The 14,499-nt window shown below is 58.9% G+C and carries 15 protein-coding genes; 6 read left to right on the top strand and 9 right to left on the bottom strand.

The annotated features are described in order from the left end of the window. Positions 1–395 precede the first annotated feature (395 nt). The gene (locus ACN1CO_RS00400; RefSeq protein WP_419136835.1) at positions 396–647 is read left to right on the top strand and encodes a biofilm development regulator YmgB/AriR family protein; all 252 of its coding nucleotides are present in this window, start codon (positions 396–398) and stop codon (positions 645–647) included. 9 nt (positions 648–656) lie between these two features. On the opposite strand, the gene ACN1CO_RS00395 is transcribed toward ACN1CO_RS00400, so the two are convergent. The 3 genes from ACN1CO_RS00395 to ACN1CO_RS00385 form a co-directional block, all read right to left on the bottom strand. Further along, entirely contained in the window at positions 657–977 is a 321-nt protein-coding gene (locus ACN1CO_RS00395) for a hypothetical protein (RefSeq protein ID WP_419136833.1), read from the bottom strand. Positions 978–1,131: 154 nt separating this feature from the next. Further along, positions 1,132–1,428, bottom strand: coding sequence for an I78 family peptidase inhibitor (locus tag ACN1CO_RS00390; protein ID WP_419136831.1), 297 nt, complete (start codon positions 1,426–1,428; stop codon positions 1,132–1,134). A gap of 271 nt (positions 1,429–1,699) precedes the next feature. Continuing rightward, positions 1,700–4,303, bottom strand: coding sequence for an EAL domain-containing protein (locus tag ACN1CO_RS00385; protein WP_419136829.1), 2,604 nt, complete (start codon positions 4,301–4,303; stop codon positions 1,700–1,702). A 213-nt stretch (positions 4,304–4,516) separates the two neighbouring features. Here ACN1CO_RS00385 and ACN1CO_RS00380 point away from each other — a divergent pair, with 213 nt between their 5' ends. The 3 genes from ACN1CO_RS00380 to ACN1CO_RS00370 all read left to right on the top strand — a co-directional run bounded on the left by ACN1CO_RS00380 (position 4,517) and on the right by ACN1CO_RS00370 (position 5,841). Beyond that, positions 4,517–5,167 (top strand): CPBP family intramembrane glutamic endopeptidase, encoded by a 651-nt coding sequence (locus ACN1CO_RS00380; protein ID WP_283546132.1) that lies wholly within the window; start codon positions 4,517–4,519, stop codon positions 5,165–5,167. Positions 5,168–5,337: 170 nt separating this feature from the next. After that, complete coding sequence (locus tag ACN1CO_RS00375; protein WP_003850083.1) at positions 5,338–5,508, top strand: hypothetical protein; 171 nt, start codon at positions 5,338–5,340, stop codon at positions 5,506–5,508. A gap of 99 nt (positions 5,509–5,607) precedes the next feature. Then, positions 5,608–5,841: a hypothetical protein gene (locus ACN1CO_RS00370; RefSeq protein WP_419136826.1), complete on the top strand. Its 234-nt coding sequence runs from the start codon at positions 5,608–5,610 to the stop codon at positions 5,839–5,841. A 115-nt stretch (positions 5,842–5,956) separates the two neighbouring features. Here the strand turns inward: ACN1CO_RS00370 and yniD are convergent, their stop codons facing one another. From yniD to ACN1CO_RS00340, 6 genes are all read right to left on the bottom strand, one after another. Beyond that, positions 5,957–6,064, bottom strand: a complete 108-nt coding sequence (yniD, locus tag ACN1CO_RS00365; protein WP_022625163.1) for a small membrane protein YniD — start codon at positions 6,062–6,064, stop codon at positions 5,957–5,959. Positions 6,065–6,185: 121 nt separating this feature from the next. Beyond that, positions 6,186–6,614, bottom strand: a complete 429-nt coding sequence (locus ACN1CO_RS00360; protein WP_312121795.1) for an OsmC family protein — start codon at positions 6,612–6,614, stop codon at positions 6,186–6,188. A gap of 57 nt (positions 6,615–6,671) precedes the next feature. Further along, entirely contained in the window at positions 6,672–7,859 is a 1,188-nt protein-coding gene (gene lldD / locus ACN1CO_RS00355; RefSeq protein WP_419136823.1) for an FMN-dependent L-lactate dehydrogenase LldD, read from the bottom strand. Next, positions 7,859–8,632: a transcriptional regulator LldR gene (gene lldR, locus ACN1CO_RS00350; protein ID WP_419136821.1), complete on the bottom strand. Its 774-nt coding sequence runs from the start codon at positions 8,630–8,632 to the stop codon at positions 7,859–7,861. The genes lldD and lldR overlap by 1 nt, the downstream gene beginning before the upstream one ends. Next, complete coding sequence (lldP, locus tag ACN1CO_RS00345; protein ID WP_419136819.1) at positions 8,629–10,284, bottom strand: L-lactate permease; 1,656 nt, start codon at positions 10,282–10,284, stop codon at positions 8,629–8,631. Before lldP ends, lldR begins: the two co-directional genes overlap by 4 nt. Positions 10,285–10,490: 206 nt before the next feature. After that, positions 10,491–11,660, bottom strand: coding sequence for a cyanate transporter (locus tag ACN1CO_RS00340; protein WP_419136817.1), 1,170 nt, complete (start codon positions 11,658–11,660; stop codon positions 10,491–10,493). 87 nt (positions 11,661–11,747) lie between these two features. Here ACN1CO_RS00340 and ACN1CO_RS00335 point away from each other — a divergent pair, with 87 nt between their 5' ends. Then, positions 11,748–12,608, top strand: a complete 861-nt coding sequence (locus ACN1CO_RS00335; protein ID WP_419136815.1) for a LysR family transcriptional regulator — start codon at positions 11,748–11,750, stop codon at positions 12,606–12,608. A 90-nt stretch (positions 12,609–12,698) separates the two neighbouring features. Beyond that, positions 12,699–14,087 carry an amidohydrolase family protein gene (locus ACN1CO_RS00330; protein WP_419136813.1) on the top strand — a complete coding sequence of 463 codons (1,389 nt, stop codon included), beginning with the start codon at positions 12,699–12,701 and terminating at the stop codon, positions 14,085–14,087. The last annotated feature ends 412 nt before the right edge of the window (positions 14,088–14,499 follow it).

The raw sequence follows: 14,499 nt of genomic DNA, 5'->3' as shown, positions 1-14,499 counted from the left end.
CGCGCATTCTCAGCGTGACCGACAAAACATGGCACAAACGGCAAAAGAACGAATTCCTCTTGATTCAGCGCAATTACCGGTAAAAATTTTCCCGAAGCGAGAGTTTATAGCGCCAGCCACGCGGGAGCTGGACTGCCCTGACGCACGCTTTCTAAACCCACCCTCATCAATATGGAAAAATATGTCATTCTGTTACTGACAACCCTCCGCCCCGCTTCTATGTTTAAAAAACCGCCAGTTGTGGCGGTGTGGCGATTTTTCTGATCGCCGTGACGTCCTCCGCAAAAAAACGGTGCAGACCCTCCGGCTACGCTGAGGCAGACCAGCTTATTTCATGCAGAGACGCCCTTACTCAGCCGTAAGGGACGGGGCAGTGTTTCAGCGGAGGTGGGGAAATGAGAGTACAACCAAACAGCGCCAGCCGTGCCATCAGCGACTATTTCAATGGCCCGAGCTGGCGAACACCGCCAGAGTCCGATCTGCTGGCGGTGATCCTGCGTGAAATCATGGAAGCGGGCGAGCCCGCGACGAATAAAGTGCTGATTGCGCGGGTGATCGACAAACTGGAAGTGGAAGGCGACGAGATGCAGTTGCAGCGTTATCGCACCCTGCTGACGCAGTTGATCGACACGCAGCCAGAGAATTAAACCCGCTGCCTACTTCACCCAGCGCAGTTTATCCGCTTCGCTGATGTTGGCCCGGCCGCTGCTGCGCTGAAACAGGCAGAGCTCCCGTCCGCGCCTGTTTTTCATGTGCTGTTGGGGGTAGCGCCCTTCCAGCAACAGTGCGCTGTAACCTGTGTTGTCGTCATACTCAATTGGCTCGCCCAGCACCTTTACTTTGCTCAGGTGACTGGCGTTGATGCACGCCTGCACCATCACCTCACGGCTCTTTTGCCAGGCCTCTTCACTGGACGCGTGCGCCAGTGTGCTGCTGAGTAACAACGTGGGCAGGAGTGCCCCGATTATGCGTTTCATCTTCTCCGCTCCTGTTCCGGCCCGAAGGCGCTAAAAAAATTCCCGCCGGGGCGGGAATAAACAAGACGAGCACTGTCTATTGTGTGACGAGGAGGTTTTGAAGCGCGCTGCTATCCTCGCCTGCCGTTATGACAAGCCTATGACAGACTGGCCGTCAGCCACAATAAACGGAGCTGATATTGCCATTTTTGTCGGCCAGGAAGTTAAGCCGGTTGAGATTGAAATCCATGGTGACGGCAGAATTATAGGGGATTGGACGCACCGTCTGTTCGAAGTGCTGACCCTGCAGCGCGGTTAACGGCTTGCCGACATAGTTCTGAAACTGAGAGGCCCCGCAGCGGTCAGCGTCGGGATCCTGCGCCACACGCGCGGTATCGGGTTTAGAGGCAGACTGGCAGGCGGTTAAGGCGAACAGGCCGACTACCAGCAGCCCTTTTCCATAAAATTTCACGTTTATTCTCCTGTTGGACGTATAAAACCCTGTCCCAAGAGTAGCAAAGCGGGCCTGCTGACCTGAAGCCCTGAAAAGTAAAGTTGTTACAACGCTGTTCAGATGAGAGCGGTTCAGGTCACGCTTTAAGATTAATCGCACCATCTGACTAAAAAACACGCAACCAGCCACTACCCTTACAGAAGATTCAACAGTCTGTGGAGGTCATTATGGAACTGATCATTTTTGTTGTCTGCGCAATGCTGATGACCGCCGTGGCGGTCAAAGTGCGTTAAGCCGGTTCAGTCTGGTTTTGCGCGGTTCTTTCCAGAAGCGTACTGAATGCAGCCAGCGGCATCGGCCGACCGAGGAAGTAGCCTTGCCCCTCTTCGCACGAGAGCAGTTTTAGCTGATTCAGCTGCGCTTCTGTCTCAATGCCCTCTGCTGTGATGGTCAGCGCAAAAGCGCGTGCCAGCGCAATAATGCCCGCCACCACCGATTGCGCCTGCTGCGACTCCGGGAAGTCTTTCATCCAGGAGCGATCGATCTTCAGGCCATTAAACGGGAAGGTTTTCAGGTAGCCCAGCGCGGCATAACCGGTGCCGAAATCGTCAACGGTTAACCTGACACCCAGTGACCGTAATCCCTGCATCACCTCCAGCGCATGCTGCGGATGTTCGAAGGTGACGTTCTCGGTAATCTCCAGCTCCAGCCGGGTCGCCGGCAGGCCACTTTTCTCCAGCGCGTGCGCCACCCGCTGCACCAGATCGCTGGTGCGAAATTCCATGGGTGAGATATTAACCGAGACATAGCGTTCACCGCCCCATCCCAGCGCATCCTCACAGGCGCGCATCAGTACCCAGTCGCTGATGGTGGCGATCAGTCCGCTCTCTTCCGCCAGCGGAATGAAGTGGTCTGGCGTAATCCACTGATCCGGGGCAATCTGCCAGCGAATCAATGCCTCGGCACCCGCCAGCTGCCCGGTCAGTAGCTGATAGCGCGGCTGATAGTGCAGGCGAAATTCATTGTTCTTCAGCGCTTTCTCGATCCGCCGCGCCATTTCACGCTTATCTTCACGCTGGCTGGCCATCTCATTGGCATACCAGACCCACTGATTGCGTCCCGCGTCACGCGCTTCATTCAGCGCGATATCGGCCATTTGCAGCAGCGCTTCGGGATGGCTGGCATCCTGCGGAGCAGAGGCGATCCCCATGCTGATGGTGAGATAGTGGACATGCTGGCCCGTGCTGATGGGTTGCTGAACCTCATGCACCAGCTGAGCACAACGCTGATCGACCCGCTCACGGTTCGTTTCACGCAATACCAGCACAAACTCATCGCCACTCAGCCGCGCCACCAGCTCCTGCGGACCGATACAGCGCTTCAGACGCTGCGCGATCTGGCTCAGCACCTCATCACCCGCCGCATGACCCCAGGTTTCATTGATCGGCCGGAACTGATCAAGGTCGAGGGTGACCAGCGTCAGCGGCGCGTTGCTGTCAGGCAGCTCAAGGTGCAGCGTCAGAAACTCCAGTAACTGCACGCGGTTAGACAGACCGGTTAAGACGTCGTGACGCGACAGAAACTGAATGCGTGCTTCCGCTTCCATGCCCTGCGTGATGTCCGATACCGTGCCGCGAAACCCGATACGTCGCTCATCATGCCAGATGGTTTTCGCCACCAACTGACCGATGCGGCGGTTACCCTGTGCGGACATAAACTGACAGCGCAGCGGCATCTGTTGCCCGTCCTCCTCCTGACGCAGCAGCCAGGCGACCAGCGAATGGCTGGGATGGGTCAGCAGATGATCGATGTGACGTCCCAGCCAGTGGGTAATGTCGTGGCCGGTCACGGTGTTAAAGCGCGCGGAAAGATAGATCAGACGGCCCTCTTCATCCGTTTCCCAGATCCAGTCTGACGCCGCCTCAGCAAGATCGCGAAAACGCGCTTCGCTGCTCGCAAGCTCCTGCTGACTGATCGCCAGCAGGGCAAAGCGGCGGTCAGAGAGAATCGCATTGGAGAGCGCATGGCGGCTGACGCGATGCGTGATCATGCCAATGATGATCGCCATCATCATCAGCAGCGGCAGCAGGAACCAGATCAGGCCCATACCCGGCATCTTCGACGTCCAGCGCAGCACAATCGGGTCGCCGCCTGGCAACGGCTGCACCAGGCGTGGTTCATGCAGGACATCCTCCTGATTGACGGGCAGACGCAGTTCCCGCACATCCAGCGTGGTGCCCAGCGCCTTTAATTTGGCCGGTGTGAACAGATTCACAAACACCATGATGGAGGCAGGTCCCGCTACGGGCGGCACCGTCGTCACTTTGCCGCTGCTGATAGGGGCGGCAACCACAATGGCGGGCAGATGATTGATCAGCGCATCCCGGCTCATCGCCTTGTTGTTGAGCTTACGTGCCGCCGCAATCAGCTCCGGGGTCTCTTTGCCCAGCCAGGTTTCCAGCGGCATATCCACCAGCTGTCCATTAATCACGCTGTAAGAGGTGTGCCCCTGGCCGTCGACCACGAACACGCCCTCGTAGTGATACTCTTCGTACAGGCCTGGTCCAAAGTTCTCTTCGTCAAAAGCCCAGACTTTGTTCACCCTGACATGAAGATTGCGCCAGGCCTCACCCCAGAATGCATAATCCCGGATGTCCGTGATCATCGCATTCTGACGATTTTTCCACGCCTGCTGCACCAGCATCCGATCATGATCGACCGATGCGCTGTTCTGACGCTGCGCAATGGTCAGCACCATCAGCATTGATAGCACCAGTACCCCAAACAGCAGCAGCGAAAGCGTGCGCAGGCTGCGCCGCGTAAAGCGGACAGTGCGGTCTTCAGCAATATGTCTGAATGGCGGCGAAGGTGGCGCCGGTGGGTTAAATGTCATTAAGAGTGCTCACTACACAGCCAGAGTTTGAGATGACGGGCCTGCAATACAACATGCGGTGCTGACCAGATGAGTTTCCTCAGTTATCGGCTCGCGCGTCCTGGTGTTTAGTCTGCGGTTAACATTTTGCGCTTAAATATTGTGTTACAGGCTGACTCGACAGCGATCGGGTGCATTGCTACTATGCGCTTACCTTCGCTGGCAGAGTCGCCTATGAATACCAATTCCGACAGAGTGACCCTGACGCTGTTCTACGTCGGCAGCTTTGTGGTCTATTACCTGGTTACCATGCTGATTACGCTGTTCCCTAATTACGGCGTGCTGCGTAATGACGGCCTGCTGGTGCCGGTACTCTGCCTGTTTGAATTTGCGGTGATCTACCCGCTTTACCGCTTCTACTGCCAGCGCCGCACCGATTTGCCGCTGGGTGAACTCGGCACGCTGCAAACCCTGCTGTTTACCGGCGCGCTGTTTGTGCTGATGGCGGGACAGATGCAGTTTATGCAGCCGGAAGGCTGGCTGGTGATGCAGGCGCAGCAGGGACGTAATTCACTGCTGATCCTGCTGCTCACCGCCGTGCTGCTGGCCCCGGTATTTGAAGAGGTGCTGTTCCGCGGTTTTCTGTTGCAGGGTTTTCTGCTGTGGGCGCCGCGCAGCCGCTTCGCCTGCATGCTGCTGACCTCGCTGCTGTTTGCGGTGATGCATACGCAGTATGTACACTGGCAGACGCTGATCGCCCTGACGCTGTTTTCGCTGCTGCTCTGCTATGCCCGGCTGCGGAGTAACAGTCTGGCGCTGCCCATCTTCCTGCACACCCTGAACAATCTGATTGCGTTGCTGCCCGCCTGGTATTTCGCTGGCTAGTTCCTGACACTCCTCCGCTTCTGATATCTGACAGAGCATCGCCTCACCCTGCTGGCGGGTCATAGCTCACACTGACAATGCCGCCCCGTCACGTTTGTCTATACTGGATGTTAAAAAGGGATAAAAAGCACCGCAGTCCGGACCACCAGACCGTGCAAAGGAGAGGAACTATGTTGATAGGATTTGTGTTGTTAGTGAGCGCGTGCGGCTACGATGCCTGTGAAGCGCTGCCGGTCTCGGAACGTATCTATCCGACGAAGGTCGACTGCGAAACGATGGCGAACCGCATTCATAAAGTCCGACCGAATGTGGTACTGCTTTGTGGTGAGGTTCATCGCTGATTCAGGGCCATGTGCAATAAAGCCGCGCTGTAACATTGCAAGCTGGCGTTTTAGCGTACAAAATATAAGCTGTTGTTAACCATTACCGTTGTGAATCCCATGAAAACATCACGCCCCCGTCGTCCTGGTGGACGCTGGGTTTACTATCTTTTGTATGATGGCATCCTGTGGCCCTGCCCCGTCCGATGGGAGTGGGAGAGCACCTATGGCGGCTGGTTACCATTTTACTACACGCCTACCTTTGAGTTTGTGGTAGGCGATCCCCGCAAGGCGTATCGCATTGCGCGCAGCGACGTGCGTGCTAAACAACGGCGCGAAGATGCCTTTGTCTGAAAGCCACTATCGCCACGGCAGCCATGAGGCTGTGAGCAGATAAAGCACCACTTCCAGCACGATAATCACCATCAGTAAGATGCCCAGCGTGTGGCGGCCAATCCCCCTCATCGGCTCAGGCCCAGATCATCGCCGCCCAGCGGATCAGCAGCAGCGCGCCGCAGATGCACAGCAGAACCAGCACCATCTTCCAGTACTTTTTGGCCGCCCGGTATCTTGTCACCTCGGTTTCCCCTCTGTCAGAAAGCGAAGATGCGCCAGAAGGCGCATCTGTTCCGGTCAGTAACAGGACCGGGAGGCATAGCATAACGTCCGGGCCGCCAAAAGGCGACCCGCTACCGGCATCAGTTATTCAGGGTGTAATCCAGCGTAATTTCCGCATTGAGAACCTGAGAAACCGGGCAGCCCGCTTTGGCTTTATTGATGATCTCGTCGAACGTTGACTCATCAATGCCTGGCAGGGAGATGGTGCTGGTCAGCGCCACTTTGGTGATGGCAAAGCCGTCGCCTTTTTTGTCCAGCGACACGTCAGCCGTGGTATCAATACTTTCCGGCTTATGACCCGCGTTGCCCAGCATCAGCGACAGTGCCATAGAGAAACAGGCTGCATGTGCTGCACCAATCAGTTCTTCCGGGTTGGTGCCTTTAGCGCCTTCAAAACGGGTGTTAAAGCCATAAGGCTGCTGGCTCAGCACGCCGCTTTCAGTGCTGACGGTGCCTTTACCTTTGATATCGCCTTCCCAGTGCGCCGAACCTTTCTTATGAATGGTCATGTCATTCCTCCTGTTGGTAAAGAAGCTAAGTATAGACAACACATTCATTTTCGCAGGCTAACTCACTGCGCGGGGACGTGGCGTTGTGCTCTGCGGCGCCAGTATCGCCTCGGCCTGCACCAGTGAATCGCGGGTGATTTCGTCGATCGATTTTGCACCCGTCAGCGTCATGGCGACGCGCATCTCTTTCTCAATCAGGTTCAGCAGGTTTTCCACGCCGCGCTGACCGTGGGTCGCCAGTGCATAGATAAACGCCCGTCCCAGCAGCACGCTGTCTGCGCCCAGCGCGATCATCCGCACCACATCCAGCCCGTTGCGAATGCCGCTGTCCGCCAGAATGGTGATGTCACCTTTGACCGCATCGGCAATCGCTGGCAGTGCACGCGCCGAGGAGAGCACGCCATCCAGCTGACGTCCGCCATGATTCGAGACCACGATACCATCGGCACCGAAACGCACCGCATCCCGCGCATCCTCCGGATCGAGAATGCCCTTGATCACCATCGGCCCGTCCCAGAACTCGCGGATCCACTCCAGATCTTTCCAGCTAATGGAAGGATCGAAGTTGTTCGCCAGCCAGCCGATATAATCTTCCAGCCCGGTCGGCTTGCCGAGATAGGCGGAGATATTCCCCAGATCGTGTGGACGCCCCTGCAGACCCACATCCAGCGCCCACTGTGGATGGGTGACCGCCTGCCAGTAACGACGCAGCGCGGCGTGATTGCCGCTCATCCCGGAGTGCGCATCGCGATAGCGCGCGCCCGGCGTCGGCATATCCACGGTAAACACCAGTGTTGAACAACCGGCGGCTTTGGCGCGCTCCAGCGCATTGCGCATAAAACCACGATCGCGCAGCACATAGAGCTGGAACCACATCGGACGGTTGATCTGCGGCGCCACCTCTTCAATCGGGCAGACCGAGACCGTCGACAGGGTAAACGGGATGCCTTTCAGATCCCCCGCACGCGCGGCCTGCACTTCCCCCCGACGCGCATACATGCCGCACAGGCCGACCGGTGCCAGCGCAACCGGCATTGACAGGGTTTCATTGAATAATTTTGTCTCAAGGCTCAGTTCCGACATGTTCTTCAGAATGCGCTGGCGCAGCGCCACGTCAGAGAGGTCCTCCACGTTGCGTCGCAGGGTGTGCTCGGCGTAGGCCCCGCCATCAAGATAGTGAAACAGGAACGGCGGCAGGATACGTTGCGCGGCGGCGCGATAGTCACTGGCAGCTGAGATAATCATCAGTCAGATTCCTTTGGGTTGCGTGTGTCGTTATCCGGTAAGCGGGTGATGCGCGCCTGACGCGCTTCATCTTCATGCAGGCTTTTCATGGTGGTGTGCACAAAGCCCAGATGCTGCATCGCCGCCTGACGGGCCGCTTCGGCGTCGCCCGCAAGGATCGCATCGAGCAGCGCCTGATGCTGTTCCGTCAGGCGGGCAAAAATCGCCGGCTGGGTGTACATGCGCTGACGGGTCTGCATCACCGACGATTGCAGCAGCTCAAAGAAGCCACGCATGGTCTGCAAGAGCACCACGTTGTGCGACGCCTCGGCAATCGCCAGATGGAAGCGGACATCCGCCTGGGCAGCGAGATCGGGATCGTCGCTCTCTTTCAGCTTCAGGGTGGCGTCGAAAGCGTATTGCAGCTTCTCTTTGTCGGCGTCAGTGGCACGCAGGGCGGCGTGCCAGGCGGTGCTGGCCTCGATGGCATGGCGCGCTTCCAGAATGTCGTAGCGGTAATCGGGATCGTCGCGCAGCAGCTGACGAATCGGCTCGACGATGCGCTGTTCCGACCAGGGTGCCAGCTGCTGACGGAGCCAGGTGCCACCGCCGCGTCGGCTGATCAGCATTCCGCTGCTGATCAGCTGCTGTATCGCTTCCCGCAGCGAGGAGCGGGAGACGCCAAGCTCCGCAGAGAGCTGACGCTCGGCGGGCAGGCGCATGCCCGGCTCAAGCTGATGTTCGGTGATATACGCCCGGAGGCGCGTCACCAGCGGGTCGGTAGGGTTGTTCATGGGATCATCCACGGGAAGACATACGCCTGAAGAGTGGTAATCACACCCACCATACAGGTGAAAATCAGGCTGTGTTTAAGGGTAAACCGGAACAGGTCGGACTCTTTCCCCACCAGCCCGACCGCCGCACAGGCGATAGCAATCGACTGCGGGGAGATCATCTTACCGGTCACGCCGCCGGTGGTGTTGGCCGCTACCAGCAGGATATCGGAGACGCCGATCTGCTGCGCGGTAGTCGCCTGTAACGCGGCAAACAGCGCATTCGATGAAGTATCAGATCCGGTGAGGAACACGCCCAGCCAGCCGAGGAACGGCGAGAAGAAGGTAAACGCGTGGCCGGTATGCGCCAGAGCCAGAGCCAGCGTCGCCGACAGGCCGGAGTAGTTGGAGATAAACGCAAACGCCAGCACCATTCCGATGGAGTAGATCGGCAGCGCCAGCTCTTTCAGCGTTTCACCAAAGGTCTGCAGCGCCGCCTTTGGCTTCATGCGCAGGAACAGAATAGCCATGATCGCCGCAATCAAAATGGCGGTGCCGGTGGCGGAGACCAGATCCAGTTTATAGATCGCCGGATAAGGCGTTGCACTGCTGACCACCGGCGGCATCCGCGCCACCAGCTCATTCAGCATCGGCACCGGCACCGCCAGCACCCAGTCATAGAGCGTACCGCCTTTGGCGAACAGCGCTTTAAACGGCGGGATACTCCAGAGCGTGACGGTGGCGGTCAGAAACAGGAACGGCATCCAGGCGCGGATCACCTGCCCCAGCCGATACTTCTGCGTGGGCAGCAACGGATCGCCCTGCTTTGACTCCTCATCGGCAAAGCGGAAGATGCGCACCGGTTTCCAGATCCGCAGAAACAGCGTCAGCGAAATCAGCGAGGCGAGCGACGAGATGATATCGGGCAGCTCCGGCCCCAGGAAGTTGGAGCTGAGAAACTGGGCGATGGCAAAGGATCCGCCCGCGACAACGACCGCCGGCCACGTCTCTTTCACCCCGCGCCAGCCATCCATAATCGCCATAATCCAGAACAACACAATCAGGGTCAGCAGCGGCAGCTGGCGTCCGGCCATCTGGCCGATGGCAAAGCTGTCCAGACCGGTCACCTGGCCCGCCACGATAATCGGGATGCCCATCGCGCCAAAAGCGACGGGCGCGGTGTTCACAATCAGGCAGAGTCCGGCGGCGTAGAGCGGATTAAAACCGAGTCCCACCAGCAGCGCGGCCGTAATCGCCACCGGCGCACCAAAGCCCGCCGCACCCTCCAGGAAGGCCCCGAACGAGAAGCCGACAATCAGCATCTGCAGACGCTGATCGGGCGTAATCGACAGGATTGAGGCGCGGATAATATCGAACTGGCCGGTTTTGACCGAGATTTTGTAGACGAAGACGGCGGCGACAATGATCCAGGCAATCGGCCACAACCCATAGAGGAAGCCGTACACCACGGCAGCCAGCGCCTGTGCTGCGGGCATCTGATAGAAAAACAGCGCCACCAGCAGCGCCAGTACCACGGTGATGGTGGCCGCCAGGTAGCCTTTCATCTTCAGCTTAATCAGCGCAAAGAAGAAAAAGAGAATCGGGATCAGTGCGACCAGGCTTGAGAGCCAGATATTACCCAGCGGATCGTAGTTTTGTTGCCAGATCGGCATGCCAGTATCTCCAGAAGAAGAGGTAACGTGGCATGCAGCCGTGAAACTGCATGCCATCCGCCCCGGATTGGTCAGACCAAACCGCTATGTCGGGGCTTATGGCAACAGATAGTTAATGCATTGTTAATCTGTGGCAACAGAAGTTGCGCGAATTTTCCCGGAGTGTGAACCAGAGAAAAATATTATCGGTATTGGTCGGACCAAAATCAGGAATTCACCTCGGGAAAGGCGCGCTGATAGCTGCGCGGATGGAAACGCAGATTCAATCCAATCAGCAGCAGCGTGACCGCCGCCTGCAGAATCCAGACGCTGGTGAAATGACCGGTGAGCGCATGCAGCTGTCCGGCGATAAACGGCATGCTGCCCGCGATAATAAAACCGACGCCCTGCATAAAGGCGACCAGCCGCGCGCCAGCCTGGGGTTGTTCCAGATGATCCAGCGCCAGCACCAGTGCCAGCGGAAACGCCCCGCCCAGCCCGAAGCCCGCAATCCCCGCCCAGAGCCACGGAGCCAGCTGGGGCGCGAACAGGAAGCCGAGCATGCCGCTGAACTGCATCGCCAGGGTCAGCAACAGCAGCGGACGGCGATCGCGGCCCCGCGCCAGCAACGGCAGCAGCAGCGCACCGGTAACCTGACAGCCGATCATCATGCCAAGCAGTGAACCGCCTGCCTGCGCGTTCCAGCCGAGCTGATGGTAAAAATCGGGCAGCCAGGCGACACAGATGGCGTATCCGCCGTTCACCAGACCAAAGCTCAACGCCAGCGTCCAGGCGCGGGTTTTTCGCCACAGCGAAGGCAGCGCGGCGGCCTCCGTTCGGGCTGCGGGTGCGGTGGTGATAAACAGCCAGAGCAGGATAGCCAGCACCACCGGCAGCGCCCAGCTGCTCAGCGCGCCCTGCCAGCCAGCATGCGCACTCAGCCACGGCGAGATCGCCGCGCCAATCCCGCCGCCGCCCATCAGCGCCGCTGCCCACAGTCCGGTTACGCCCGCACTGCGGCTGCCAAAGCGCTGACGGATTAATCCCGGCATCGCCATCTGTACAATACCAATGCCCGCCCCGCCCGGCACGGCAGTCAGCACCAGCCAGCGGCCGTCGGTGACAAACAGCCGACTCACCAGCGCCAGCAACAGCAGCAGCAATCCGCCCAGCAGCAGTCTGCGCACCGCAAAACGCTGCATCAGCGGGGCGCTGATTAACGCAATAGCGCCCATCATCATCATCGGCACCGCAGGCAGCAGCGAGGCCGCCAGCGGTGACAGACCGATACTCTGTCGCAGCTGGCCGAGTAACGGGCTGACCGAGGTCATCAGCGGTCGCATATTCAGTCCGGCCAGCACCAGCGCCACCAGCAGCAGGTTGTTCTCTCTCTTCATCTGAGATCCACGCAGTTAAAAGTTGCCAGCCTGGCAGCAGTCGCTACTATCTGGAAATGAAATATTACTCTGCCAGGTAGTGGAAAAATGAATCGTCAGCCGATGTTCACCCCTCAACAGCTGCTCAGCTTTGTGGCGGTATGCGAAACCGCCAGCTTTACCCGCGCCGCCGACCGGGTGCATCTTTCGCAGTCTACCGTCAGCCAGCAGGTGCGGCGACTGGAGGAGATGTTAGGCAAAGAACTGCTGGTTCGCTCCTCCCATCAGGTGCAAATCACCGAAGAGGGCGAAAAACTTTTAGGTTACGCCCGGCGGATTATCGCCCTGAATGGCGAAGCGCATGATGTCCTGAGTGACCAGTGGCGCGACGGCGTGCTGCGTCTCGGCGTGCCGGAAGACTTCGCCGCGCCCACCGCCGGTCTGCTGGCACACTTCAGTCGCGACCATCCCCAGCTGCGGCTGGATGTGATGAGCGGCATGCAGGTGGAACTGCGTCGCGCCTGGCAGCGTGAAGAGCTGGATATCATGCTGATTAAACAGCCCGCTGGCGAGCGCCCGCTGGCATCACGTCCTGAACCGCTGCTGTGGCTCGACAGCGCAGAGTGGCCCTGCTTTGAGCAGACGCCGGTGCCGCTGGTGCTGTTTCCTCAGCAGGGACTTTATCGCGATGAGGTCTGTCAGACGCTCGACGCGCTGGGCCGAAGCTGGCGCATCAGCTACAGCAGCGCCAGCCTGGTCGCGCTGGCCGCCGCCAGTGCTCAGGGGCTGGGACTCACGTTACTGCCCGCCAGCTGCCGCCTGCCGCAGCATCGGGTACTGGGTCCGGAACAGGGGCTGCCAGTGATTGATACCTTTGAACTGGCGCTATTCTGCCGTCATCCGCAGGATCCCTTGCAGCGTGAACTGGCGGCGGCACTGGCGGCGTTTGGTCAGCTGCGCTGGCAGTGAGATATCGAATAGTCGTCAGTGGAAAATAACGCAGCAGGCTGAACCCGCGTTTGTCAGATTAAGAGCTTGTTCATTTTGCAGGAGCCTCTGATGCCTATTTCCCTTTCGCCGAGTCGCCGTGATTTCCTTGGACAAAGCGTTCGCTGGACCGCCGCTGGCGGCCTGCTGGCCGCCGGTCTCGGTCAGGCCAGTGCCGCCACATCCTCATCTCTGACCGCCCTCAACCCCGACCCGTCCGCTGCCCTGCCACAGCAGGATCACTACCTGCTGCGCAATGTGCGGCTGGAGGAGGGCTTTATCCGTGAGGATGACGAAATCGTCGCAACCCGGACCGGTCTTTACGACATCAGCGTGCGCGACGGCAAAATTGACCAGCTGACACCCGCAGGCCAGGGCGACAGATCGCTGCCGTCGTGGGATGCGCAGGATGCCCTGCTGCTGCCCGCCACTCAGGATATGCACATCCACCTCGATAAAACCTTCTACGGTGGCCCGTGGCAGGCGCCGCGTCCGCGTCAGGGCAAAACCATCATGGATATGATTGCGCGCGAACAGGTGCTGATTCCGCAACTGCTGCCGCACTCCCAGGCGCGCGCCGAAGGATTGATCGCCCTGCTGCGCGCCAAAGGCACCACCCGCGCCCGTAGCCATTGCAACATCGATCCGGTCAGCGGCCTGAAGAGCCTGGAACATCTGCAGGCAGCACTAGCCCGTCATCCGGACTTTCCCTGCCAGATTGTCGCTTTCCCGCAGCACGGTCTGCTGCACTCGCAGGTCGATGGGCTGATGCGTGAGGCGATGCAGCACGGCGTTGAGTATGTCGGCGGACTCGATCCCACTAATGTCGATGGCGCGATGGAGAAGTCGCTGGATGCGATGTTCCGGATTGCGCTCGACTACCAGCGCGGCGTGGATATACATCTGCATGAGACCTCACCGGCTGGCGTGGCGGCGATTCAGTATATGATCGACACCGTAGCGGAGAATCCGGTGCTGAAAGGCAAAGTCACCCTCAGCCACGGTTTCGCACTGGCGACCCTGAGCGGCAGTGCGCTGGATAAGATGATCGAAGGGCTGGCGGAGCAGCAGTTCAGCGTCGCCTCCACGCTGCCGATCGGTAAGCTCATCATGCCGATTCCGCAATTGCAGGCCGCAGGCATAAAGGTGATGACCGGCACCGACAGCGTCATCGATCACTGGTCCCCGTTTGGCACCGGCAGCATGCTGGAAAAAGCGAATCTCTATGCGCAGCTCTATCGCGGCTCGGATGAGTTCTCGCTGTCGCGGGCGCTGGCGATCGCCACAAACGATCGGCTGCCGCTCTCTGCCCAGGGTGAACGCCAGTGGCCCGCGCAGGGCGATGAAGCGAGCATGATGCTGGTCGCGGCGAGCTGCTCCGCCGAGGCCGTGGCGCGAATCTCGCCCGTCGTCGCGACCTTCTCGCGCGGTAAACCGGTCTTTGCGCTGGCCACGGCCTGACACAGCAAAACCGCATAGGGGTTCACAGACGACCACCTGACGTGAAGCGATGGAAGCCACCGCCCGTTCCACAGCGCCATACTCAATTGGCCGCGAGCCCCCGGCCCCCAAAAACAACAGAGCCTCCACAAGGGAGGCTCTGCATTTACCTGAGCGGAGTGCGTGTTATGCGCTTTTGGCCCATTTATCGTTCGACATTAGTTCCATTGCCAGCGCGTATAAGCGACGATCTTCCTGATCACAGGGCTCATCTTCCGCATAACACGCAATCATCGAAGCGATCTTATCAGCAGATAAGCTCTCTCCGTGAATATGCAGTGTCAGTACGGCGCGGCCTACTATTTTAAGCACATTTTCATGTGGTCCCTGGATGCGATTACTCAATGCAAATACCCTCTACCGGTCGTTGTAC

The organism is Pantoea sp. R13S299 (assembly GCF_048515925.1).
GTDB lineage: Bacteria > Pseudomonadota > Gammaproteobacteria > Enterobacterales > Enterobacteriaceae > Pantoea.
This window is presented reverse-complemented; position numbering and strand designations above follow the sequence as displayed.